20 protein-coding genes and 1 pseudogene are annotated in these 21,683 nt (G+C 73.0%); 8 read left to right on the top strand and 13 right to left on the bottom strand.

Features of this window, described 5'->3' with window-relative positions:
• Window position 1: 1 nt before the first annotated feature.
• The 4 genes and pseudogenes from Sdagh_RS14725 to Sdagh_RS14740 all read right to left on the bottom strand — a co-directional run.
• Window positions 2-388: a TadE/TadG family type IV pilus assembly protein gene (locus Sdagh_RS14725; protein ID WP_189415468.1), complete on the bottom strand. Its 387-nt coding sequence runs from the start codon at window positions 386-388 to the stop codon at window positions 2-4.
• Complete coding sequence (locus tag Sdagh_RS14730) at window positions 385-1,620, bottom strand: CpaE/TadZ family protein (protein WP_190008558.1); 1,236 nt, start codon at window positions 1,618-1,620, stop codon at window positions 385-387. Before Sdagh_RS14730 ends, Sdagh_RS14725 begins: the two co-directional genes overlap by 4 nt.
• A 9-nt stretch (window positions 1,621-1,629) precedes the next feature.
• Complete coding sequence (cpaB, locus tag Sdagh_RS14735; RefSeq protein WP_189415473.1) at window positions 1,630-2,337, bottom strand: Flp pilus assembly protein CpaB; 708 nt, start codon at window positions 2,335-2,337, stop codon at window positions 1,630-1,632.
• 244 nt (window positions 2,338-2,581) lie between these two features.
• A pseudogene (locus tag Sdagh_RS14740) lies at window positions 2,582-3,487 on the bottom strand (hypothetical protein); the annotation flags it as partial.
• 325 nt (window positions 3,488-3,812) lie between these two features.
• Between Sdagh_RS14740 and Sdagh_RS14745 the strand changes: the two are divergent.
• The 3 genes from Sdagh_RS14745 to Sdagh_RS14755 all read left to right on the top strand — a co-directional run bounded on the left by Sdagh_RS14745 (window position 3,813) and on the right by Sdagh_RS14755 (window position 7,529).
• Window positions 3,813-5,519 carry a chitinase gene (locus Sdagh_RS14745; RefSeq protein WP_190008554.1) on the top strand — a complete coding sequence of 569 codons (1,707 nt, stop codon included), beginning with the start codon at window positions 3,813-3,815 and terminating at the stop codon, window positions 5,517-5,519.
• A 144-nt stretch (window positions 5,520-5,663) separates the two neighbouring features.
• Entirely contained in the window at window positions 5,664-6,182 is a 519-nt protein-coding gene (locus Sdagh_RS14750) for a SigE family RNA polymerase sigma factor (protein WP_189415477.1), read from the top strand.
• An 81-nt stretch (window positions 6,183-6,263) separates the two neighbouring features.
• Window positions 6,264-7,529, top strand: coding sequence for a hypothetical protein (locus tag Sdagh_RS14755; RefSeq protein WP_189415480.1), 1,266 nt, complete (start codon window positions 6,264-6,266; stop codon window positions 7,527-7,529).
• A 15-nt stretch (window positions 7,530-7,544) separates the two neighbouring features.
• On the opposite strand, the gene Sdagh_RS14760 is transcribed toward Sdagh_RS14755, so the two are convergent.
• On the bottom strand, window positions 7,545-8,267 hold the full coding sequence (locus tag Sdagh_RS14760; protein ID WP_226535124.1) for a hypothetical protein: 723 nt from the start codon (window positions 8,265-8,267) through the stop codon (window positions 7,545-7,547).
• A 417-nt stretch (window positions 8,268-8,684) separates the two neighbouring features.
• Window positions 8,685-9,986 carry an Nramp family divalent metal transporter gene (locus Sdagh_RS14765; RefSeq protein WP_189415484.1) on the bottom strand — a complete coding sequence of 434 codons (1,302 nt, stop codon included), beginning with the start codon at window positions 9,984-9,986 and terminating at the stop codon, window positions 8,685-8,687.
• A 185-nt stretch (window positions 9,987-10,171) separates the two neighbouring features.
• Between Sdagh_RS14765 and Sdagh_RS14770 the strand changes: the two genes are divergently transcribed.
• On the top strand, window positions 10,172-11,524 hold the full coding sequence (locus Sdagh_RS14770; RefSeq protein WP_189415486.1) for a M14 family metallopeptidase: 1,353 nt from the start codon (window positions 10,172-10,174) through the stop codon (window positions 11,522-11,524).
• On the opposite strand, the gene Sdagh_RS14775 is transcribed toward Sdagh_RS14770, so the two are convergent.
• From Sdagh_RS14775 to Sdagh_RS14805, 7 genes are all read right to left on the bottom strand, one after another.
• Entirely contained in the window at window positions 11,521-12,060 is a 540-nt protein-coding gene (locus Sdagh_RS14775) for a hypothetical protein (protein ID WP_190077523.1), read from the bottom strand. The genes Sdagh_RS14770 and Sdagh_RS14775 overlap by 4 nt on opposite strands.
• Window positions 12,061-12,153: 93 nt before the next feature.
• A complete protein-coding gene (locus Sdagh_RS14780) occupies window positions 12,154-12,351 on the bottom strand; it encodes a hypothetical protein (protein ID WP_190008548.1) in 198 nt (65 codons plus the stop codon).
• Window positions 12,351-12,926 (bottom strand): winged helix-turn-helix domain-containing protein, encoded by a 576-nt coding sequence (locus tag Sdagh_RS14785; RefSeq protein WP_190077524.1) that lies wholly within the window; start codon window positions 12,924-12,926, stop codon window positions 12,351-12,353. The genes Sdagh_RS14780 and Sdagh_RS14785 overlap by 1 nt, the downstream gene beginning before the upstream one ends.
• Before the next feature lie 43 nt (window positions 12,927-12,969).
• A complete protein-coding gene (locus Sdagh_RS14790; RefSeq protein ID WP_190077525.1) occupies window positions 12,970-14,448 on the bottom strand; it encodes a GntP family permease in 1,479 nt (492 codons plus the stop codon).
• Window positions 14,449-14,572: 124 nt separating this feature from the next.
• On the bottom strand, window positions 14,573-14,983 hold the full coding sequence (locus tag Sdagh_RS14795) for a RidA family protein (protein WP_190008542.1): 411 nt from the start codon (window positions 14,981-14,983) through the stop codon (window positions 14,573-14,575).
• Window positions 14,980-15,744: an IclR family transcriptional regulator gene (locus Sdagh_RS14800; RefSeq protein WP_189415493.1), complete on the bottom strand. Its 765-nt coding sequence runs from the start codon at window positions 15,742-15,744 to the stop codon at window positions 14,980-14,982. The genes Sdagh_RS14795 and Sdagh_RS14800 overlap by 4 nt, the downstream gene beginning before the upstream one ends.
• Window positions 15,741-16,787: a sugar kinase gene (locus tag Sdagh_RS14805; protein WP_189415495.1), complete on the bottom strand. Its 1,047-nt coding sequence runs from the start codon at window positions 16,785-16,787 to the stop codon at window positions 15,741-15,743. The genes Sdagh_RS14800 and Sdagh_RS14805 overlap by 4 nt, the downstream gene beginning before the upstream one ends.
• 135 nt (window positions 16,788-16,922) lie before the next feature.
• Here Sdagh_RS14805 and Sdagh_RS14810 point away from each other — a divergent pair, with 135 nt between their 5' ends.
• The 4 genes from Sdagh_RS14810 to Sdagh_RS14825 all read left to right on the top strand — a co-directional run bounded on the left by Sdagh_RS14810 (window position 16,923) and on the right by Sdagh_RS14825 (window position 21,681).
• Window positions 16,923-18,200, top strand: coding sequence for an amino acid deaminase (locus Sdagh_RS14810; RefSeq protein WP_189415497.1), 1,278 nt, complete (start codon window positions 16,923-16,925; stop codon window positions 18,198-18,200).
• A gap of 12 nt (window positions 18,201-18,212) precedes the next feature.
• Window positions 18,213-19,820, top strand: coding sequence for an N-acyl-D-amino-acid deacylase family protein (locus Sdagh_RS14815; RefSeq protein WP_190077526.1), 1,608 nt, complete (start codon window positions 18,213-18,215; stop codon window positions 19,818-19,820).
• 85 nt (window positions 19,821-19,905) lie between these two features.
• Entirely contained in the window at window positions 19,906-21,117 is a 1,212-nt protein-coding gene (locus tag Sdagh_RS14820; protein ID WP_189415501.1) for a pyridoxal phosphate-dependent aminotransferase, read from the top strand.
• Window positions 21,118-21,258: 141 nt separating this feature from the next.
• A complete protein-coding gene (locus Sdagh_RS14825; RefSeq protein WP_189415503.1) occupies window positions 21,259-21,681 on the top strand; it encodes an SCO4983 family protein in 423 nt (140 codons plus the stop codon).
• The last annotated feature ends 2 nt before the right edge of the window (window positions 21,682-21,683 follow it).

Consider the following 21,683-nt stretch of genomic DNA (forward strand, 5'->3'; position numbering starts at 1 on the left):
GTCAGTCCGTCTCCTCCTCGACCGCGCCCGCGTCGCCGTGGACGGTGAAGGGCAGCCCGAAGGCGCCCGGGAAGAGGACGGGGACGCGCAGGTCGACGGTGGCCCGCACATAGCCGCCGCCCGTGGCGCAGCCCACCTCGCCGCTCCAGGCGTCCGGCAGCTTGTCGAGGCCGGCCGTCCGGCAGGCGCCCTGCCGCTCGCCCGGTGAGGCGGCGGTGCCCGCCCGTACGGCCTCGTCGGCGGCGTTGCCCGCGAGCGAGAAGGTGTAGCCGACCAGGACGAGCTGCCAGAGCACCACCAGCGTCACGAGGATCACCGGGGTCATGCCGAGGAACTCGACGGTCACCTGGCCGCCGTCGCGCCGGGCGGCCTGTGGGGAGCCCCTCATCCCGCGCCTCCCTTGCGCCGCCGCAGCACCACCGCGCGCCCGGTCTTCCCGGCGGGCACGGGCGCGGTCACCAGGCCGAGTTCGGCGGCCAGTCCCCACAGGGCCTGCCGTACGGTGCTGCGGCCGTCGAGTTCGTGCAGCCGGCCGGCGTCGACGGCGCCCTGGAGTTCCTTGTAGTGGGCGGGGACGGTGGTGGCCGCGACGGGTGCGCCGGTGATGCGGGCGATCAGCGGTGGCTGGATCTCCGTGGTGCGGGTGTGCCGGTTGACGACGACCGTGGTCTCCTCGGCCTTGCGGATCTGGAGCCGGTCCCACATCCGCACCGCCCGTTTGGCGCCGCGCACCGCGACCACGTCCGGGGTGGTGACCAGCAGCGCCCGGTCGGCGGTCTCCACGGCCGCCGCGCCGGCCCCGCCGAGCTGGGCGCCGCAGTCGATGACGACGACGTCGTACCGGGAGCGCAGGGCGCCGACGACGGCGCGGGCGGCCCGGTCGGTGACGTCCTCGCCGCGTTCGCCCTCGGCGGGGGCGAGCAGCAGGGCGAGGCCGCTGTCGTGCCGGAAGACGGCGTCGGCGAGGACGCGCGGGGAGATGTCGGTGATGGCGGCGAGGTCCGCCACCGAGCGGCGGAACTGGACGTCCAGGTAGGAGGCGACGTCGCCGGTCTGGAGGTCGAGGTCGAGCACGGCGGTGGAACGGCCGGAGGCCTGCGCGGCCAGGGCGAGCTGTACGGCGGTCACGGTGGTGCCGACGCCGCCCTTGGCGCCGCTGACGGTGACGACGGTGCCGCCCGGGCCGGTGAGGACGTCGGCGCCGCTGCCGAGGTGGCGGCGGACGCCGACCGACCACTGGGCGACGACGGAGACGCGGGCGGCGAGTTCCTCGTAGTGCAGCGGGAGGGCGACCAGGCCGCGGGCGCCGTGGTCCATGGCGGCCTGGAACAGGCCGGGCCCGGCGTCGGAGGTGACGAGGATGACGCCGACGGCCGGGAAGCGCAGCGCCACCTCGCGGATCAGCTCCAGGGCCGGGACCGGGCCGATCCGCTCGTGGACGAGGACGACCTCGGGCAGTTCGTCGACCGACTCGGCGGCGAGCCGGGCGAGGGTGTCGACGAGCTGGGTGGAGTCGGTGACCGGGGGGACCGGTTCGGCGTCGGGGAGCTGGCTGAGCAGGGTGGTGATGGACCGGACGGCGTCCGCGTCGCCGACCGCCGGGAGAATCCTCGTGGGCATACGGGCCTCTCACTTGTCCTTCGCGAGTTCGTACGTCCGGTCCTGCTCGGGGACCGCGGTGTCGCCGCCCGGCGCGACCAGCGCGAGCCGGACCCGCTGGGCGAACGACTCGGCGTAGGTGATGCGCTGGGCGTCGAGGGCGGACAGCGCGAAGGTGATGGGGACGGCCTCGGAGGCGTCCCGGCGGGAGCTGTCCTCGTCGGGTTCCAGCGAGGTGAGCTTGCCGACGTCGATGACCCGGGCGCCGGTCACGATGATCTTCGACTGGTCGGGGTCGCCCTCCCGGGCGCCCTCGAAGGTGGCGTACACGTTGACCGTGGCGCCCGCCGTGATCTTGCCGGCCACCCCGGTCGCCGCGTCGATCATGATGGCGACCTCCTGCTGTCCGGGCCGGAGGGCGGGCCGGTCGACGATCATGTCGCTCTGGAGCAGGGAGCCGCTCCTGAGGGTGGTCACGGCGATCTTGCCGCGGAGGGCGGCGAGGTCGGTGACGGCGTTCTCCGACAGCCACCGCTCGGGCATGGTGACCTTCTCGAACTGCCCCGCGCCGAGGGTCGTGTACGGCGCGATGTCGTCCTTCACCCGGTACGCGGTGACCTCGGGGCCGACCTTGGACTTCACGTCGCTGATGACGGACAGCACGCCGGCGAAGGCGCCGAGGGCGCACAGGACCGACAGGACGATCAGGAGCACGCCGCGGCGCTGACGGGAGTTCATGGGCCGTAGAACCTCATCGGGGGGAGCGGTCGGGCGGGAACGGGGGGCTGTTCGGGGCGCGGACGGCGCGCGGGCTCGGCGCTCATCCGCCGGGTCCGGCGGGCAGGGCGCCGCGCGCGCCGTCCCCGGCCGGGGTGGCGCCGGCCGCCGGGGGGCCGCCGCGCTCGATCTCGTACGGGCCCCGGCCGGCGTGCCGGCCGTACTGGATGCCGTACGGGTTCCCGGGCCGTGAGGTGCCTGCCGGGAGGCTCCCGCGGTCGCCGTGGCCGCCCCGCGCCGGGGTTCCGCGGCCGTCCCGGTGGCGGCCCTCCTCGCCCCGCGGCCCGGCGGAGCAGAACACGCACCGGTCGCCGATGACGTCGATGCCGCACCAGTGGCAGGTGCTCTGCCGGACCGACGTGACGAGCTGGTAGAGCACCGACAGGTCGGGCAGGAAGGCGCAGAACTCGGTCACCTTGCCCGTTCCCCACCAGGCCGGGGAGTCGGCGGGCAGCGGCGTCTCGCGCACCCCGAGCGCGTTCCAGGACGGGGCGAGGGTCCCGGTGACCCAGTCGGCGGGGAGCTGGCCCTCGGCGACCAGCAGCCAGGTCCCGAACTCGGGTCCGGGGAGCGCCGCGCCGGGGCCGGCCCGCACGAGCCGGGGCTCCGGGTGGGCGAGGACGGCGAACTGGCTGCCGGGGACCCAGGACCTGGCGTGCGCCTTCAGGTCGACGGGCACCCGGTCGAGCCGGGCGACGGAGCCGAGCAGCGCGCCGGCGTGGATGTAGTGGGTGAGCAGTCGGCCGGCCGAGGCCAGCACCCCGGGGCTGATGTCGCAGGAGGCGAGCTGCCGCAGCTGCCGGGCCAGGACGGCGGCCCCGAGCGGCGGCAGCCCCGGGCGGAACAGGGCGATCCGGTCGCTCTCCATCAGGGACCGTACGGTGCGCAGCCGCCGTTCGACGTCCGGGGAGGCGGCGGCGGAGCAGACCACGATCACGTGTCCGTACTGGTCGACGAGGGTCTGCAGCTCGGCGAGCACGTGGTCGAGGGGGCGCCGGTCGACGTCCTGGAGCACGGCCGCGGGCATGGTCCGTTCGTCCTGCGGCGGCAGTGCCAGGTCGGCACTGGTCACGGCAATGGCAGTTGGCACGCGCGGCTCCCGGTCTCCCAAGCCCGTCGGTCCGCCGGTGTTACTCCGGCACACCCGGATGACTTCACTGCGTGACTACCCGAGCACTGTATCCACGCGTCTGTGACCGGAGAACAGCGTTTCTGCAGCGGTGGAACAACTTGTGCCGCACAAGTCACCCCATATCGGGGCAGGTTGGCCATTCGATGGCCGGCGGTCGGGTCCGAACACCCCCCGGGTCTACCCGCCTTCACCCCCGCTCACCCCACACCGCCCTGGTCCTCACCTCTTGACACGGCAATTGGTCTGGACCACCTTGTACTCCCAACGGTGGCCACCGTCCCCCTACTTCCCCCCGGAGGCTGCAGTGGACCCCGTACGCAGACGACACAGCGGGCGGACCGGCGCGTGGGCCGGCGTGGCCGCCGCCGCGCTCGCCCTGACCGCCGTGACCGCCGCCCCGGCCTCCGCCGCGGACGTCAACAACGCGCGCAACGCCGGCTTCGAGTCGGGCCTGAGCGGCTGGACGTGCTCGGCGGGCAGCGGCACCACCGTCGGCTCCCCCGTCCACGGGGGCGCCGCCGCGCTGAAGGCCACCCCGAGCGGCCAGGACAACGCCCGCTGTTCCCAGACCGTCGCCGTGGTCCCGAACTCCACGTACACCCTCGGCGCCTGGGTCCAGGGCGGTTACGCCTACCTCGGTGTCACGGGCACGGGCACGACGGACGTGTCGACCTGGACGCCGGACTCGTCCTCCTGGAAGCAGCTCTCGACGACGTTCCGGACCGGCGCGTCGACGACCTCGGTGACCGTCTACACCCACGGCTGGTACGGCCAGTCCGCCTACTACGCCGACGACCTGACCGTGCGGGGCCCGGACGGCGGCGGGGGCGGCGGCGAGCAGCCCTCGGTCCCGGCCGCCCCGGCCGGCCTGGCCGTCTCCGGCACGACCTCCTCGTCGGTCTCCCTGTCCTGGAACGCGGTCTCCGGCGCCACCGGCTACTCCGTCTACCGCGACGGCGCCAAGGTCACGGCGGTCACCGGCACCTCCGCCACCGTGACCGGCCTGTCGGCCGCGACCTCGTACTCCTTCCAGGTCACCGCCGTCAACGCGGCCGGTGAGTCGGTGAGGTCGACGGCCGTGACGGCGCGGACGGCGGAGCGGGGCGACGGGGGCGGCAGCGGCGGCGACCTGCCGAAGCACGCCGTGACCGGCTACTGGCAGAACTTCGACAACGGCGCCGCGGTCCAGAGGCTCTCCGACGTCCCGTCCGCGTACGACATCATCGCCGTCGCCTTCGCCGACGCGACCACCACCCCGGGCGCGGTCACCTTCAACCTGGCGTCGGCGGAGCTGAACGGCTACACCGTCGACCAGTTCAAGGCCGACATCAAGGCCAAGCAGGCGGCCGGCAAGAAGGTGATCATCTCGGTCGGCGGCGAGAAGGGCACGGTCTCCGTCGCGGACTCCGCCTCCGCCGCCACCTTCGCCGACTCCGTCTGGTCCCTGATGCAGACGTACGGCTTCGACGGCGTCGACATCGACCTGGAGAACGGACTCGACCCGACGTACATGACCCAGGCCCTGCGCGCGCTGTCGGCGAAGGCGGGCCCGGACCTGATCCTGACGATGGCCCCGCAGACCATCGACATGCAGTCGACGTCCGGGTCCTACTTCCGGACGGCGCTGAACGTGAAGGACATCCTCACGGTCGTCAACATGCAGTACTACAACAGCGGTTCCATGCTGGGCTGCGACGGCAAGGTCTACAGCCAGGGCTCGGTGGACTTCCTGACCGCGCTGGCCTGCATCCAGCTGGAGGGCGGCCTGGCCCCGTCCCAGGTGGGCCTCGGCGTACCGGCCTCGGCCCGGGGAGCGGGCAGCGGCTATGTGGCGCCGAGCGTGGTCAACAACGCCCTGGACTGCCTGACCAGGCTGACCGGCTGCGGCGCCTTCAAGCCGTCGAAGGCGTACCCGGACCTGCGCGGTGCGATGACCTGGTCGACGAACTGGGACGCGACGGCGGGCAACGCGTGGTCGAACGCGGTGGGGCCGCACGTGGACGGACTCTGACCTTCCCGGACCACCGGGCGGCCGCTCCCACCCCGTGGGGGCGGCCGCACCCGTGCGCGGCCCTCCGGGTGAAGTCCGTATGAAACATTTCCGCACTCCCGCCGCATCAGTGAGGTGAGGGCGGGACGACAGGGGGGAGCGGGGATGTGGCAGAAGCGGCAGGGCCGGGAGGACGAGTACGCCGAGTTCGCGACGGCGCGGGCGGGGCACCTCTACCGGTCCGCGTGCCTGCTGACCGCCGGTGACACCCATCTCGCCGAGGACCTCGTGCAGGAGACCCTCGGCCGGCTGTACGTCCGCTGGGGGCGGATGGCACGGGTCGGCAATCCGGCCGGGTACGCGCAGACCGTCCTCACCCGCGCCTTCCTCGCCCACCAGCGGCGGCTCAGCAGCCGGGAGCGGGCCACGGACCGCTTCCCGGACCTGCCGGGCGCGGCGGACGGGGACGCGCCGCTGCGGCTCACCCTGCTGGACGCGCTCTCCCGGCTGCCCGCCAAGGACCGGGCCGTCGTCGTCCTGCGCTACTGGGAGGACCGTTCCGTCGAGGAGACCGCCGACGTGCTGAACGTCAGCTCGGCGGCGGTGCGCACCCGCTGCGTCCGGGCGCTGGGCAAGCTGCGCGGGCTGCTCGGCGAGGACCTCTCGGAGTACGCCAGACCCTGACCCGGCCCGCCCCGCCCGTCACGCCCTCCACCACACGGCCATCACTCACTCACCTCACACCTTGCGGAAAGGGTGTTCGCCATGCCCGAGAACCAGCAGGACCCGCGGGACTCCTTCGAGGAACGGCTCACCACCGCCCTGCGCGACACCGGCGACGGTTTCACGGCCGACCGGGCCGCCCTCGTCGCCGGCGGGCAGAGCCGCGGGCGCCGCGCCCGGCTGCGGCGCCGGGCCGGTGTGCTCGGCGGGGTGGCCGGCATCGCCCTGGTCGGGGTGGGCGGGGCACTGCTGCTGCCGGGCGGGGACGGCTCCGTCGAGGAGGCCCGCACCCCGGCCGCCGCCCCGGCCCCCTCGGCGACGCCGCGACCCGTGCCCTCCTACTCCGGGGACGACCTGCTCAAGGAGCTCAAGGGGCTCCTCCCGGACGGGCGGTTCAGCGGTGAGGGGGCCCGGGGCACCGGCCCGGGCCTGCCGCCGAACGCCCATCTCGTGTACGACGACGGGGACGGCCCCGCGGCCATCGGCATCGGCTTCGACCGGGTCGAGCCGGGCAGCCCGGAGGTGCGGGAGCTGACCCGCTGCCCCGACGAGACGCTCGTCGCGTACGACGCCTGCTCCACCAGCCGGCTGCCGGACGGCTCCCTGCTCATGCTGTACCAGGGCTACGAGTATCCGGACCGGCGGGTGGACACCAAGTGGTGGTCGGCGCAGCTGGTCACGGCCCGCGGGCAGCACATCACGCTGAGCGAGTGGAACGCCGCCGCGGAGAAGGACGCGCCGGTCAGCCGCGAGGACCCGCCCCTGACCCCCGCCCAGCTGACGGAGGTCGTCACGGCCGGGGTGTGGCGCGACGTGGTGGACGCCATCCCGGAGAACCCCAAGGGACTGGCCACCGCCTCGGTGGACGAGGCGCCGCCGGCGGTCTCCGGCGAGCGGATCGGCGCGCTGCTCACCAGGCTGCTCCCCGAGGACGTCGAGGTCGTCACCGAGGGCGGCCAGGAGGAGGAGTACGCCTATGCCGTCGTGGACGACGGCGAGGGCCGGAGTCTGGTCCAGATCAACGTCCAGCCCGGTATGACGGACGGTCTCTACGGCTCCGCCGAGACCCTCGACGACGGCACCCTGGTCAGCACCGAGCAGATGCCCGGCGAGAAGGGCGGCGCCGGTGTCGTGATGTGGACCGTCGACACCCTGCGGCCCGCCCCCGCGTCCCTGCGCGTCGTCGTCAGCGCCTTCAACAGCGGGGCGCAGGACCGGCCCGCCACCCGCGAGGCCCCGGCCCTGACCCTCGCGGAGCTGCGCGAGATCGCGCTCAGCCCGGAGTGGGACACCCTGGCCGCGGGCTGAGAGGCAGGGACCCGGTCAGGGCAGCAGAGCACCGTGCTGCCGTGCGAAGTCCTTCTTCTGGTCCTCGTCCGGGGTGTGCGGGCGGGTCTCGCCGAGCGGCTCCGGCGGGTCACCGGCCCGGCCCCGCAGCGCCTCCATCACGTCGGTGCTCATCCGGAAGTGCTCCGTGTCGAAGCCGCGGACCGGGCCACGCAGCTGGATCTCGCTCCCGTTGAAGAAGGCGACGTCCTGGCCGGGGCCGGCCACGACCGTCGCGAGCAGCCCGATGAAGAACTGCCCGTTGCTCCGCGAGTACCCGTTCACGTACTCGATACGGTCCCGCTCCCCCATGCCCGTGGCGGCGACGGCGGCGGAACGGGCGACGCCCTCGTCGGGGCTGAACGGGATGAAGGACGTGTTGTGGGTGTCGAAGTCCGGGGCGTTGCCCCGGCCCAGCGGGTTCATCACCCCGGCGCCGTTGACGTCGTGCCAGGTGGCGTGCCAGCGGGGAATGCCCCGGTACAGGGCCAGTCCACCGGCCCGGTAGCGCATCACGTACCCCGTGAGGTCGTCGTTGAGGACGCCGTTGCGGACCGCGATGTCATGGATGAACGCCTGGCCGCCCTGATCCGTGCGGTACACGTAGAAGGCGCCCTGCCGGGTCATGGGCAGGTCCTCACCGCCCACCCGCACCATGACCTGGGCGGCCGCCGGCGTCGAGGAGGTGCCGGACATCGCGTTCTTCAGCTTGTTGAACATGCGCTGAACGGTCGGCTGCGGCGCCTGCGACGCCGTCTCCCCCCGCTCTCCGCGGGGCCGGCGCTGCACCGCCATCGTCGCCGCGACCGCCGCGTTCCCCGCCGTGCGCTGGAGTGCGGCCACGGCTTGGGGCGAATGGGTCCCGGCCGTCTCCACCCGGCCGGCTCCCGACGCGAGGCCCTCCGTCCGTGCCACCGGTACCGGCGGTGCGGCACCCGGCCGGTTCACGGTCTGACCGTCGGACCGCTCATCGCGTCCTCGCATGCTGTTCCCTCCGCAGGACGTCAACGCGCCGGCCCGCAGGCCAGGACTCTCCATCAGCAGGTTCACACGCCGCGTCCCGGCCCGTCAGGGCGGACGGGGCAGCCGAGGGTGCGGTCGCGTTGCCCGAAAGGGCAGTCGCGCGTCCCGCAGCGCCTAGAAGAACTCCGACCACGGTTGGTCCCAGACCTGCTTCACGCACAGGACCAGGAAGAGCAGGCCCGCCACGGCCAGCATGCCGTTGCTCAGGCGGCCGTTGCGCCACTCGCGCGGGGTGCGGGCGGAGTTGAGGAGCCAGACCAGGGTCAGGGCGAGGAAGGGCATGAACGCGGCGCCCAGCACGCCGTAGACGATGACCAGCCGGAAGGGCTGGCCCTGGAAGAGCAGGACGATCGGCGGGAAAGTCAGCCAGAGCAGGTAGGCGCGGAACGCCCAGGAGCGTTCGCGGTCACCGGAGGCGACCTTCTCCCCCGTCGCCTCCGTGCCGGCCCGCAGCCGGTCCGTGAAGTCGGCGAACATCAGACTGACGCCGTGCCAGACGCCGATGAGCGAGGTGAACGACGTGGCGAAGAAGCCGATCAGGAAGAACTTCGCCGTGGCGGTGCCGTACTCGTCCTCCAGGATGCCGCCGAGCTGGACCAGGCCCTTGTCGCCGCTCGCCAGGGCCAGGTGGGCGCTGTGCAGCAGCTCGGCGCCGACGAAGAGCATGGCGACGACGAAGACGCCGGTGGTGAGGTAGGCGACCCGGTTGTCCAGGCGCATCACCTTCATCCAGCCGGTGTCGGTCCACCCCTTGGCGTTGACCCAGTAGCCGTACGCGGCCAGCGTGATCGTGCCGCCGACGCCGCCGATCAGGCCGAGGGTGTTGAGGACGGAGTCCTTCTCGTCGGGCAGGACCGGGAGCAGGCCGGCGAGGGCGTCGCCCAGGTGGGGGGTGACCCGGACGGCGAGGTAGACGGTGACCACGAACATGACGCCGACCAGGACGGTCATGACCTTCTCGAAGACGGCGTACTTGTTGAACCAGACGAAGACCAGGCCGACCACCCCGCAGGCCACGCCCCACCACTTCAGGTCCATCACTCCCGGGAACAGCGCCTGGAGGGGCAGCGCGCTGGAGGACATCGCCGCCGCGCCGTAGACGAAGCCCCAGACGACGACGTAGACGGCGAAGAACCAGGTCGTCCAGCGCCCCAGGCTCGCCCAGCCGTCGAAGAGAGTACGGCCGGTGGCCAGGTGCCAGCGGCCCGCCGCCTCGGCCAGGGAGATCTTGACCAGGCAGCCGATGACCGCGGCCCAGAGCAGGGTGTACCCGAAGTTGGCGCCGGCGATGAGGGTGGCGACCAGGTCGCCCGCGCCTACGCCGGTCGCCGCCACGACGATGCCGGGGCCGATGTGGCGCCAACTCGACTTGCGCAGAGTGCCGGTGTCACTGAGGTCGCCCGTGGTGTCCGCCATGCGGATCAAGAAAGCGCAAAGGGCACTCCGGCACAAGAGGGCGTGCGTGGCCGACCGGCAGTCTTGACCTGCTCATGCCAGACCGCCACGATGAGCGCCACATCCGCACGGCACGTCGCTGGACCACCCCCCGTTCCACTCCCCCGCCCCGGAGATCCCGGCGGCCGGAGAAACCAGGAGACTTCATGCGACTTCGCTCACGAGGCCCCGGCAGCCGCAGACACTGGGCCGCGCTCGCCGCCGTCCTGGCGCTCGCCCTCGCCGCGCCGCTCTCCGCGACCGACGAGGCCGGCGCCGACAGTGCCCGCACACCCGCCCCGTCGGCCGACGACATCCGCCAGTACGAGGTGCACACCCGCTCGGACTCCGCCTCGCGCACGGCGCTCCAGCGCGCCGGCGTCTCCGTGGACGACGCCGACGAGAACACGGTCGTCGTCTCGGGCCGGGCCGGCCAGATCAAGGAGCTGAAACGGCTCGGCTACGACGTCACCCCGCTGGGCGCGGCGCCGGACCGCTCGGGCGGCGCGGACGACGTACGGCTCCTCGACTTCCCCTCGGCCGACTCGCGCTACCACAACTACGCGGAGATGAACGCCGAGATCGACGCCCGGATCGCGGCGTACCCCGGCATCATGAGCAAGCGGGTGATCGGCAAGTCGTACCAGGGCCGGGACATCGTCGCCGTCAAGATCAGCGACAACGTGGCGGCGGACGAGAACGAGCCCGAGGTTCTGTTCACCCACCACCAGCACGCCCGTGAGCACCTGACGGTGGAGATGGCGCTCTATCTGATCCGTGAACTCGGCGCGGGCTACGGCTCCGACTCCCGGGTCACCAGCATGGTGAACGGCCGGGAGATCTGGATCGTCCCCGACCTCAACCCGGACGGCGGCGAGTACGACATCGCCACCGGCTCCTACCGCTCGTGGCGCAAGAACCGCCAGCCCAACTCCGGTTCCACCGCGGTCGGTACGGACCTCAACCGCAACTGGGCGTACCGCTGGGGCTGCTGCGGCGGCTCCTCCGGCTCGGCGTCCTCCGAGACCTACCGGGGATCGGCGGGCGAGTCGGCGCCCGAGGTGAAGGTCGTCGCCGACTTCGTGCGCAGCCGGGTCGTCGGCGGCGTCCAGCAGATCAAGGCGGGCATCGACTTCCACACGTACAGCGAACTGGTGCTCTGGCCCTTCGGGTACACCACCGCCGACACCACGACCGGGATGACCGCCGACGACCGGAACGCCTTCGCGGCGATCGGGCAGAAGATGGCCGCGAGCAACGGTTACACGGCGGAGCAGTCCAGCGACCTGTACATCACCGACGGGTCGATCGACGACTGGCTGTGGGGCAACCAGAAGATCTTCGGCTACACCTTCGAGATGTACCCGGCGTCCAGTTCCGGCGGCGGCTTCTACCCGCCCGACGAGGTGATCGAGCGGGAGACGTCGCGCAACCGGGACGCGGTGCTGCAGCTCCTGGAGAACGCGGACTGCATGTACCGGTCGATCGGCAAGCAGGCCCAGTACTGCGCGGCCTCCTAGGAGGACGCCGCTTCCTCCGCCTGCTCCGGCCCGTCGTCCCGGGCGTCCCGGCCGTCCTGGCCGTCCTCGAAGTAGGCGTCCAGGACGGCGTCGAGCGCCGTGTCCCACTCCGCGAAGCGGCTGCGGGAGGCGGCCTCGACCTCCAGGTAGTACCAGCGCCGGTCCGGCGTGTGCACGGTCACGGTGAACCGCTTGCCGAAGCGGGGCGTCTCCGTCTCCACCGCGGCGATCTCGTCCCAGCGGAACTCGCACTCCTGGTCGTCCAGGGCGAGCCGCACGCCGCGGTGGTCGGCGACCACCCGGGCGCGCCGGTCGGACGCCTCGAAGACGGGACCGTCGGGGACCGCGTCCGCCGCGGGCTCCTCGGGCGCGGGGTCCCGCTCCTCGGCGGCGTCCTCGGGCTCGGGCTCGGTCTCCGCCGCCGGCTTCACCTCCTCCGGGTCACCGGACGCGGGCGAGGTGAGCCCGGGGACGAAGGCCGGGTCGAACCCGGCGCCCTCCAGGGGCTGGCTGCTCGATCCAATGCGCTGCTCCACAGCGCGAAGTATGGTCGACGTTCCTGTGCGGGACACAGTCGGCTCCGGCATCGTTACCGTTCCTACGCCACCGCTCCCGCCGCGACCGCCCCCTCACAGCGCGCGCGGCACGGCGACCGCCGTCCTGGGCGTGACGGCCGGCCGCAGGCCGGCCGCCACGAGCGTCCAGCCGAGCCGGCCGCGGAGGTCCCGGCGGCGCCGGACCCGGGCGGCGCGGCGGTACGCGTCCGCCTCGGCGCGGAGTTCGGCGGTGCGCAGGCGGTGCGGGGCGAGATGGGTGCCGGGACGCATCAGCCGGCCTCTCGGTCCGTACGGGCGGGGAGGACGTGCGTGTGGAGGCGCACCCGCCCGGCGTCCGGGGCGTCCCCGGGGTCGAGCGCGCGGTGGCTCTCCAGCAGGTCGTGCGTCTTCTCGATGAGTTCCTGGGCGAGGGCGGGGGTGAGGTTCGGCGTCCAGTCGCTCAGGTCCGAGGCGCGGCGCCGGTCCTCGGGCCGGTCGCCGCGAGTGCCGAGCCAGGTCGCTGGCTCCCTGGTGTGCTGGCCGGCCAGTTCGTGCGGGAAGAGGCCGGCGGCCCCGCGCACCGCCCACCACCACCGCTCCCGCCCCTCGCCGTGCTCCGGCGCGTCCTCGACGAAGCCGTGCGCGGCGGACCGGTGCAGGTGGTGGCCGGTGGCGCCGCTGGACTCGCCCAGCCGCGCGGCCGACTGGGAGGAGGTGGCGGGGCCGCCGCGCCGCAGGGCGTCGAGCGGCTCCATGCGCAGCGGGCGCGCGAGCCCGCGCAGCGAACGGGCGTCGAGACCGCGGACCTCGTGGTCCGGTGACTCGGTCGTGCACGCGAAGAGGGCGTTGCGGAGGAACCTCTGCAACGCCCTCTTCGCATACGGTTCCCGGTGCGGGCCGGCCGCCCGCCTAGACGAACAGGCTCACCACCGCCGCCACCGCGAACCCGGCCAGCGACAGCACGCTCTCCAGCACGGTCCACGACTTGAGCGTGTCCCGTTCGCTGATGCCGAAGTACTTGGCGACCATCCAGAAGCCGCCGTCGTTGACGTGCGAGGCGAAGATCGAGCCCGCCGAGATGGCCATGATGACCAGGGCGACGAACGCCTGTGAGTGGTCGCCCTCCGCGAGCAGCGGGGCCACGATGCCCGCCGTCGTCACGATCGCCACCGTCGCCGAGCCCTGGGCGACCCGCAGGACCAGCGAGATCAGGTAGGCGAGGACGATCACCGGCAGGCCGACGCCGTTGAAGGTGTCGGAGAGGGCCTGGGCGACGCCGCTGCCCTTGAGGACGGCGCCGAAGACACCGCCCGCGCCGACCACCAGCAGGATGTTGCCGACCGGCTTCAGCGAGGCCGTCGAGACGGCCTCCAGGGACTTGCGGGACCAGCCGCGCCGGATGCCCAGCAGGTAGTAGGCGAGGAAGAGGGCGAGGGTCAGGGCGACGAACGGGTTGCCGAAGAACTCGATCACCGAGCGGCCGGTGGAGGGGTCCAGGGCGATCGAGGAGAAGGTCGCGGCGAGGATCAGGACCAGCGGGGTGCCGATGATGCCGAGGACCGTGCCGAGCGGCACCGGGGTCTCCTTCGGCGTGACGCCGGCCGCGCGCTGCTCGGCGAGGACGGCCTCCTTGGCCTCCTCGGCGGCCTCCACCATGTCCTGGGGCACGGCGACGAAGAGGCGGCGGCCGATCCAGGCGGAGTAGGCCCAGGCGGCCAGCACGGCCGGGAGGCCGCAGACGACGCCCATGAGGATGACCCAGCCGAGGTCGACGTGGAGCAGTCCGGCGGCGGCGACCGGGCCGGGGTGCGGCGGCAGGAAGGCGTGGGTCATGGAGAGGCCGGCCAGCAGCGGCAGGCAGTACAGCAGGACCGACTTGCCCGAGCGCTTGGCGGCGGCGTAGACGATGGGCGCGAGGACGAAGATGCCGACGTCGAAGAAGACCGGGATGCCGAAGATCAGGCCGGTGAGGCCCATGGCGAGGGGCGCGCGCTTCTCGCCGAAGAGGCCGAGGAGGCGGGAGGCCAGCACCTGGGCGCCGCCGCTGACCTCGAGGATGGCGCCGAGCATGGTGCCCAGGCCGATGATGATGGCGACGTGCCCGAGGATGCCGCCCATGCCGGACTCGATGGTGGAGACGGCGTCGGACTTCTGGACGGTGCCGAAGAGTTCGGTGACCGACAGGCCGGCCAGCAGGCCGACGGCGATGGAGACGGCGAGCAGCGCGACGAACGGCTGGAGCCGCACCTTGATGATGAGGAAGAGCAGCAGCGCGATGCCGATCGCGGCGACGGTGAGCAGGCCGGCCGTGCCGTCGATCAGGGTGAGCAGGCCACCGGTGTGGGGTGGGGTCTCGGCGGCGGCGAACTGAAGGGGTATTCCGGGCATTCGGGGGTCCTCTGGGTAAGCGCATACTGCTTTCGGGCAGGGAAGGGCGCGGCACGGCACCCACGCGGTGGAACGGAGGTGCCGTGCCGTGTGACAGACAGACGGGCGGGCGGGGCGGGACGGCCTAGCCGAGGACCGCCAGCGCGTCGATCTCGATGAGCAGACCGGCGGGCAGGCCGACGTAGACGGTGGTGCGCGCGGCCGGGGGCTGGGTGAGGCCCTGCTCCTCGAAGTAGGCGTTGTAGATCTCGTTCATCTCCGCGAAGTGGTCCACGTCGGTGAGGTAGACGCGGATCATCATCACGTCGTCCCAGGTGGCGCCGCCCTCTTCGAGGATCGCCTTGACGTTGGCGAGGGTCTGGAGGGTCTGCTCGCGCAGGGTCGGGCCGGCCGGGGTGGGGGCCTTGCCGTCCTCGTGGGGGAGGAAGCCGACCTGGCCGGCGACCTGGAGGATGTTGCCCTTCCTCACGCCGTGGCTGAACTTCGCCGGGGGCACGGTGTGGGTGGAGGGGGTGAGCGCGGTCTTCTCGGTCATGTGCTGACTTCCTTGACTGGGGTCCTGCCGGAGTACTCGCCGCTGATGGCGTCCGCCGTACGGCGCACCAGCGGGAGCAGGGTGAGGAGTTCCTCGGCGGTGACGACGACGTTCGGCGCGGAGACCGACATCGCGGCGACCGCCCGGCCGGCCGCGTCCCGGATGGGCGCGGCGACGCAGTTGATGGACTCCTCGTGGCCGCCGAGATCGGTGGCCCAGCCCTGTTCGCGCACCGTGGCCAGCTCCTTGAGGAACGCTTCGGCGCCCGGTGTCGAACGGGACGTGTACAGGGGGTAGTCGAGCCTCTCGGCGACCGCGCGCCGCTCGCTCTCGGGGAGGTCGGCCAGCAGCAGCTTGGCCACGGCGGCGACGGTGATGGCGACGGGCTTGCCGATCCGGGAGTACATGCGGACCGGGTAGCGGCTCTCGACCTTGTCGATGTAGAGGACCTCGCCCTCCTCGTGGACGGCGAGGTGCACGGTGTGCCCGCACTGCTCGTTGAGGCGCACGAGGTGGGGGTGGGCGATCTCGCGGACGTCCAGGTTCTCCATCGCCTCCTGGGCGAGGGCGATGAGCCGGGAGCCGAGGCGGTAGCGCTGGTCGGACTGGCGGTAGACGAAGCCGTGGTCGTGCAGGGTGCGCAGCAGGCGCAGCGCGGTGGACTTGTGGACGCCGAGGGCGTCGGCGACCCGGCCGAGGTCGGCGGGGCCCTCGGCGAGCAGCGGCAGGATGCTGAGCGCGCGGTCGACGGTCTGGCTCATGGGGTGCGTACCTCCTCGTCGGCCTTCTCGGCACGGGTCCAGCCGGGGCCGAGTCGCAGTCTCCCCCATGCCTCCTCGTCCAGGGCGGCCAGCCGGTCGGCCAGGTCGCGGGCGGGCGGCGGGGCGAGGTCGCCGGGGACGGTGAGGGCGGCCGCGGCCCAGAGGTGCCCGTGCCGCAGCCGGTCCCGTACGGGCAGCCCGCGCAGGGTGGCGGAGAGGAACCCGGCGGCGAAGGCGTCGCCCGCGCCGACGGCGGCGGTGACGTCGACCCGCAGGGCCGGCACGGAGGTGGCGTGCCGGCCGTGGAAGGCGACGGCGCCGGTGCCGCCCTGTTTGACGACGAGCACCTCGGGCTCGGGCAGCGCGGCCCGGACCGCCTCGGGGCCGCCGAGGTCCCACGCCTCGTCCTCGCCGACGAAGACGAGGTCGGCGCCGCGCGCCAGGCCGAGCAGGACGCGGGGGGCGTCAGCGGGGTCCCGCCAGAGGCCGGGCCGGTGGTTGACGTCGAAGGAGACCAGGGGGCGGCCGGGCCGGCGGGCCGTCAGCTCCCGCATCAGTTCCAGGCAGTCGGCGGAGAGCGCGGCGGTGATGCCGGACAGGTGCAGCACCCGCCCGGCGCGGACCGCCGCCAGGTCCATGGTGGCGGTGGACATGGCGGAGGCGGCCGATCCGGCCCGGTAGTACGCCACCTCGTGGGCGTCGGTGGCCCGGTCCCCGGCGGTGCGGAAGTAGACGCCGGTGGGACGCGCCGGGTCCCGGCGGACGGCGCTCACATCGACCCCGTAGCCGCCGATCGTCTCGACCAGGTGGTCGCCGAAGCCGTCCGCGCCGACCCGGCCGGCCCAGCGGACCCGGTGTCCGGCGGCGGCCAGCATGCAGGCCACGTTGGACTCGGCGCCGCCGATGGCCCGGTCGAAGGAGGGGACGTCGGCGAGGCGGCCGGGGCGGGACGGCAGGAACGTGACCATGGACTCGCCGAGCGCTACGACATCGGCCAGGTCCCCGGGGGCGGGGGCGGCGCTGCGGGGTCCGTCGGGGGTCACGATGGGCAGGCTCCTTGTCGCGTCGCGCGGGCGGCGGCTCCGTTGACCCCGCGTTCGCCGAGATGTTAGACAGCAGTAAGCGATATACGCAATGGGTGTTGCAGAGTATGCAACACACCTGATCAGGGAGGCTCGATGGCCCTCGTCACCGGTACGGAAGCCCTCGCCAAGCTGGCCGAGGAGCACATCGACCACCGTTTCAAGGGCCTTCCGCCGGACGCGTACGGGCTGACCGTCGCCGAGCTGGCCGGGCAGCGCCGCGACCTCTTCACCGGCGGTTTCACCACGCCCGTGCTGGCCCTGTCCGCCGAGCGCCTGGCGCACAACCTCGCGCTGATGGAGACCTACTCCGCCCGGCACGGCCTCGCCTTCGCGCCGCACGGCAAGACCTCGATGGCCCCGCAGCTCTTCCACCGCCAGCTGGAGCACGGCGCCTGGGGCATCACCCTCGCCGTCCCCCACCAGGTCAGGGTCGCGCGGGCCTTCGGTGTCCGGCGGATCTTCCTCGCCAACGAACTCGTCGACGCCGCCGCCCTGCGCTGGATCGCCGCCGAGCAGGACGCCGACCCGGACTTCCGGCTGATCGCCTACGTCGACTCCGTGCGCGGCGTCGAGCTGATGGACGCGGCGCTCGCGGGGGCCGCCCGCCCGCTGGACGTGGTGGTGGAGCTGGCCGCCGGCGAGGGCGCCCGCACCGGGGCGCGGACGGAGGCGGAGTGCGCGGCGGTCGCGGACGCGGTGACGGCCGCGCCGGGACTGCGGCTGGCCGGCGTCGCCGGGTACGAGGGCGAGGTGCCGGACGCGAGCCCGGAGCGGGTGCGGGCGTATCTGCGCCGGCTGGTCGCGCTCGCCGCCGGCCTCGACGGGCGGGGCTGCTTCGCGGAGGCCGGCGAGATCGTGGTGAGCGCGGGCGGCAGCGCCTGGTTCGACGCGGTGGCCGACGTGTTCGCGGAGCTCCCGGCGCTCTCCCGGCCCGTGCTGAAGCTGCTGCGCTCGGGGGCGTACGTCTCCCATGACGACGGCCACTACCGCGAGCTGACGCCGTTCAACCGGGTCCCCGAGGAGGGCGCCCTGGAGCCCGCGTTCCGCCTGTGGAGCCAGGTCGTCTCCCGGCCCGCCCCCGGGCAGGCGTTCACCAACGCGGGCAAGCGGGACGCGGCGTACGACCTCCACCTGCCCTTCGCCCAGGTGATCCGGCGGGACGGCACCGAGCGCCCGGCCACCGGCGTCGAGGTGACCGGCCTGTCCGACCAGCACGCCTGGCTGCGTACGGAGCCGGAGGCGGACGTCGAGGTCGGGGACTGGGTCGGCATGGGCCTGTCGCACCCCTGCACGTCCTTCGACAAGTGGCAGCTCATCCCGGTCGCCGAGGCGGACGGGACGGTCGTCGAGTACATCCGTACGTTCTTCTAGAAGGAGACTCGCGTGGAAGAGCTGGTCATCCGGGACGCCGACGTGGTGGACGGTTCCGGCGGGAGCGCCTACCGGGCGGACGTCGTGGTCGACGGCGGCCGGATCACGTCCATCGTGAAGGAGGCGGCGGCCGGCTGCCAGCGGCCCACCGCCCGCCGCGAGCTGGACGCCGAGGGCCTCGTGCTGGCCCCCGGCTTCATCGACATGCACGCGCACAGCGACCTCGCGCTGCTGCGCGACCCCGACCACAGCGCGAAGGCGGCGCAGGGCGTCACCCTGGAGGTCCTCGGCCAGGACGGCCTGTCCTACGCGCCGGTCGACGACCGCACCCTCGGCGAGGTGCGCCGCGCCATCGCCGGGTGGAACGGCCCCGGCGACGACGTCGACTTCGACTGGCGCTCGGTCGGCGAGTACCTGGACCGGCTCGACCGGGGCATCGCCGTCAACGCCGCCTACCTGATCCCGCAGGGCACGGTCCGCGCCCTCGCGGTCGGCTGGGAGGACCGGCCGGCCACCGCCGCCGAGCTGGACCGCATGCGGCGGCTGGTCGCCGAGGGCCTGGAGCAGGGCGCGGTGGGCATGTCGTCGGGACTGACGTACACGCCGGGCATGTACGCCGAGGACGCGGAGCTGACCGAGCTGTGCCGGGTGGTCGGGGAGTACGGCGGCTACTACTGCCCGCACCACCGCTCGTACGGCGCGGGCGCCCTCGCGGCGTACGAGGAGATGGTGGCCCTGACCCGGGAGGCGGGCTGCCCCCTGCACCTGGCCCACGCCACCATGAACTTCGGCGTCAACAAGGGCCGCGCCCCCGAACTGCTGGCCCTCCTGGACGAGGCCCTCGCCGGCGGCGCCGACATCACCCTGGACACCTATCCGTACACCCCCGGCTCCACCACCCTCGCCGCGCTGCTGCCGAGCTGGGCGAGCGAGGGCGGCCCGGAGGAGATCCTCAGGCGCCTCGCCGACGACGACACCGCCGAGCGCGTCCGGCACCACCTGGAGGTCACCGGCTCCGACGGCTGCCACGGCGTGCCCGTGGAGTGGGAGACCATCGAGATCTCCGGCGTGGCCGACCCCGCCCTCGCGCCGTACGTCGGCCGCACGGTCCAGGAGTCGGCGACGGCCCGCGGCGAGACCCCGTGGACGGTCGCCCGCCGCCTGCTGCGCACCGACCGGCTCGCCACGGCCATCCTCCAGCACGTCGGCCACGAGGAGAACGTCCGCGCGATCATGCGCCACCGCGTGCACACCGGTGGCTCGGACGGCATCCTCCAGGGCGCCAAGCCCCACCCGCGCGCCTACGGCACCTTCCCGCACTACCTCGGGCACTACGTCCGCGAGCTGGGCGTCCTCTCCCTGGAGGAGTGCGTGGCCCACCTCACCTCCCGCCCGGCGGCCCGGCTCCGCCTGCCCGACCGGGGCCTGGTCCGCGAGGGCCACCGCGCCGACCTCGTCCTCTTCGACCCGGCGACGGTCGCCGCCGGCTCCACCTTCGAGGACCCCCGCCGCCTGCCCACGGGCATCCCGTACGTCCTGGTCGACGGCCGCTTCGTGATCGAGGACGGCCGCCGCACGGACGTCCTGGCGGGACGGTCGGTCCGGAGGACACCCCGCTGAGGGAGGAGAAATCCTCGCGAACCACCCGTCCCACGTGGTGGAAAACACGGCCCGGCCCCCCGGACCGGGCCGTAAGCTCGCGGGCATGCAGGTGATCCAGTCGACCAAGCTCGCCAACGTCGGTTACGAGATCCGGGGCCCGGTGCTCGAGGAGGCGATGCGGCTGGAAGCGGCCGGTCACCGCATCCTGAAGCTGAACACGGGCAATCCGGCGGCGTTCGGGTTCGAGTGCCCGCCCGAGATCCTGGAGGACATCCTCCGCAACGTCTCCTCGGCCCACGGCTACGGCGACGCCAAGGGGCTGCTGGCCGCGCGCCGGGCGGTGGTCATGCACAACCAGACCCTCGGCATCGAGACGGACGTCGAGCACGTCTTCATCGGCAACGGCGTCTCCGAGCTGATCGTGATGGCGATGCAGGCGCTGCTCGACGACGGCGACGAGGTGCTGGTACCGGCCCCGGACTACCCCCTGTGGACGGCGGCCGTCTCCCTGTCCGGCGGCACGGCCGTGCACTACCGCTGCGACGAGCAGGCCGACTGGATGCCGGACCTCGCGGACATCGAGCGCAAGGTCACCGACCGCACCAAGGCCATCGTCATCATCAACCCGAACAACCCCACGGGCGCGGTGTACGAGGAGGAGCTGCTGCGGGGCCTGACCGACCTCGCCCGCCGCCACAACCTGCTGGTCTGCTCGGACGAGATCTACGACAAGATCCTCTACGACGACGCCGTGCACGTCCCCACCGCCTCGATCGCCCCGGACCTGCTGACGCTCACCTTCAACGGCATGTCGAAGGCGTACCGGGTGGCCGGGTACCGGGTCGGCTGGATGTCGGTGTCCGGTCCGCGCGCGCACGCCGAGTCGTACATCGAGGGCCTGACGATCCTGGCGAACATGCGGCTGTGCGCGAACATGCCGGGCCAGCACGGGGTGGTCGCCGCGCTCAGCGGCCGGCAGACCATCACGGACCTGGTGCTGCCGGGCGGGCGGCTGCGCGAGCAGCGGGACACGGCGTACGAGCTGCTGACCCGGATCCCGGGGGTGACCTGTGTGAAGCCGAAGGGGGCGCTGTACCTCTTCCCGCGCCTGGACCCCGAGGTCTTCAAGATCAAGGACGACCGGCAGATGGTCCTGGACCTGCTCCGCCAGGAGAAGATCATGGTCGTGCACGGCACCGGCTTCAACTGGCCCGAGCCGGACCACTTCCGGGTCGTCACCCTGCCCTCGGTGGTGGACCTGCGGGACGCGGTGGGGCGCATCAAGCACTTCCTGGAGGGCTACGGCCAGCCCTGACGGCCCCTCTCCTCAGGACCACTCTCCTCAGGCCCCTCTTCTCGGGACCCGTCTTCTCGGGACCCGTCTTCCCGGGATCGGCACAACTTTAGAATGATTCCAATGTAGGATGGTTTCCTGGTAGTAGTCAGGAGGCCATCCATGTACGAGCCGATCCGTACCAAGTCGGTCCACAGCACGATGGCCGACGGCAGCCCGGACTTCCCCCACCGCTCCCGCGAGGAGGAGCTGGACATCCAGCTCGCGGGCCACCTCGCCGCACTGCTCACCGTCACGGACGAGCTGCGGGACCTCGCGCCCGGTGCGGAACTGGACGCGGCGGCCGAGCGGCTGGCCGCGCAGGTGGCCCGGCTGCGGGGCGGGCAGCCGCCGGTCCGCGTCCCGCTCTCCGTGGTGCGCGACACCGGGCGCCTCGCCGGCCTGCACCGGCGGGCGCACGCCCTGGCGGGCCGCGCGCTGGTCGTGGCGGCCTCCCGCGCCGACACGGTGGTGGCGATCCTCGCCGCCGAGCGGATGGACGCCCACACGGCGGCCCTGGAGTCGCTCGCCCTCGCGTCCCGCTGAGC

The sequence above is a fragment of the Streptomyces daghestanicus genome (assembly GCF_020521275.1).
GTDB classification, from domain to species: Bacteria; Actinomycetota; Actinomycetes; order Streptomycetales; family Streptomycetaceae; genus Streptomyces; species Streptomyces griseoviridis.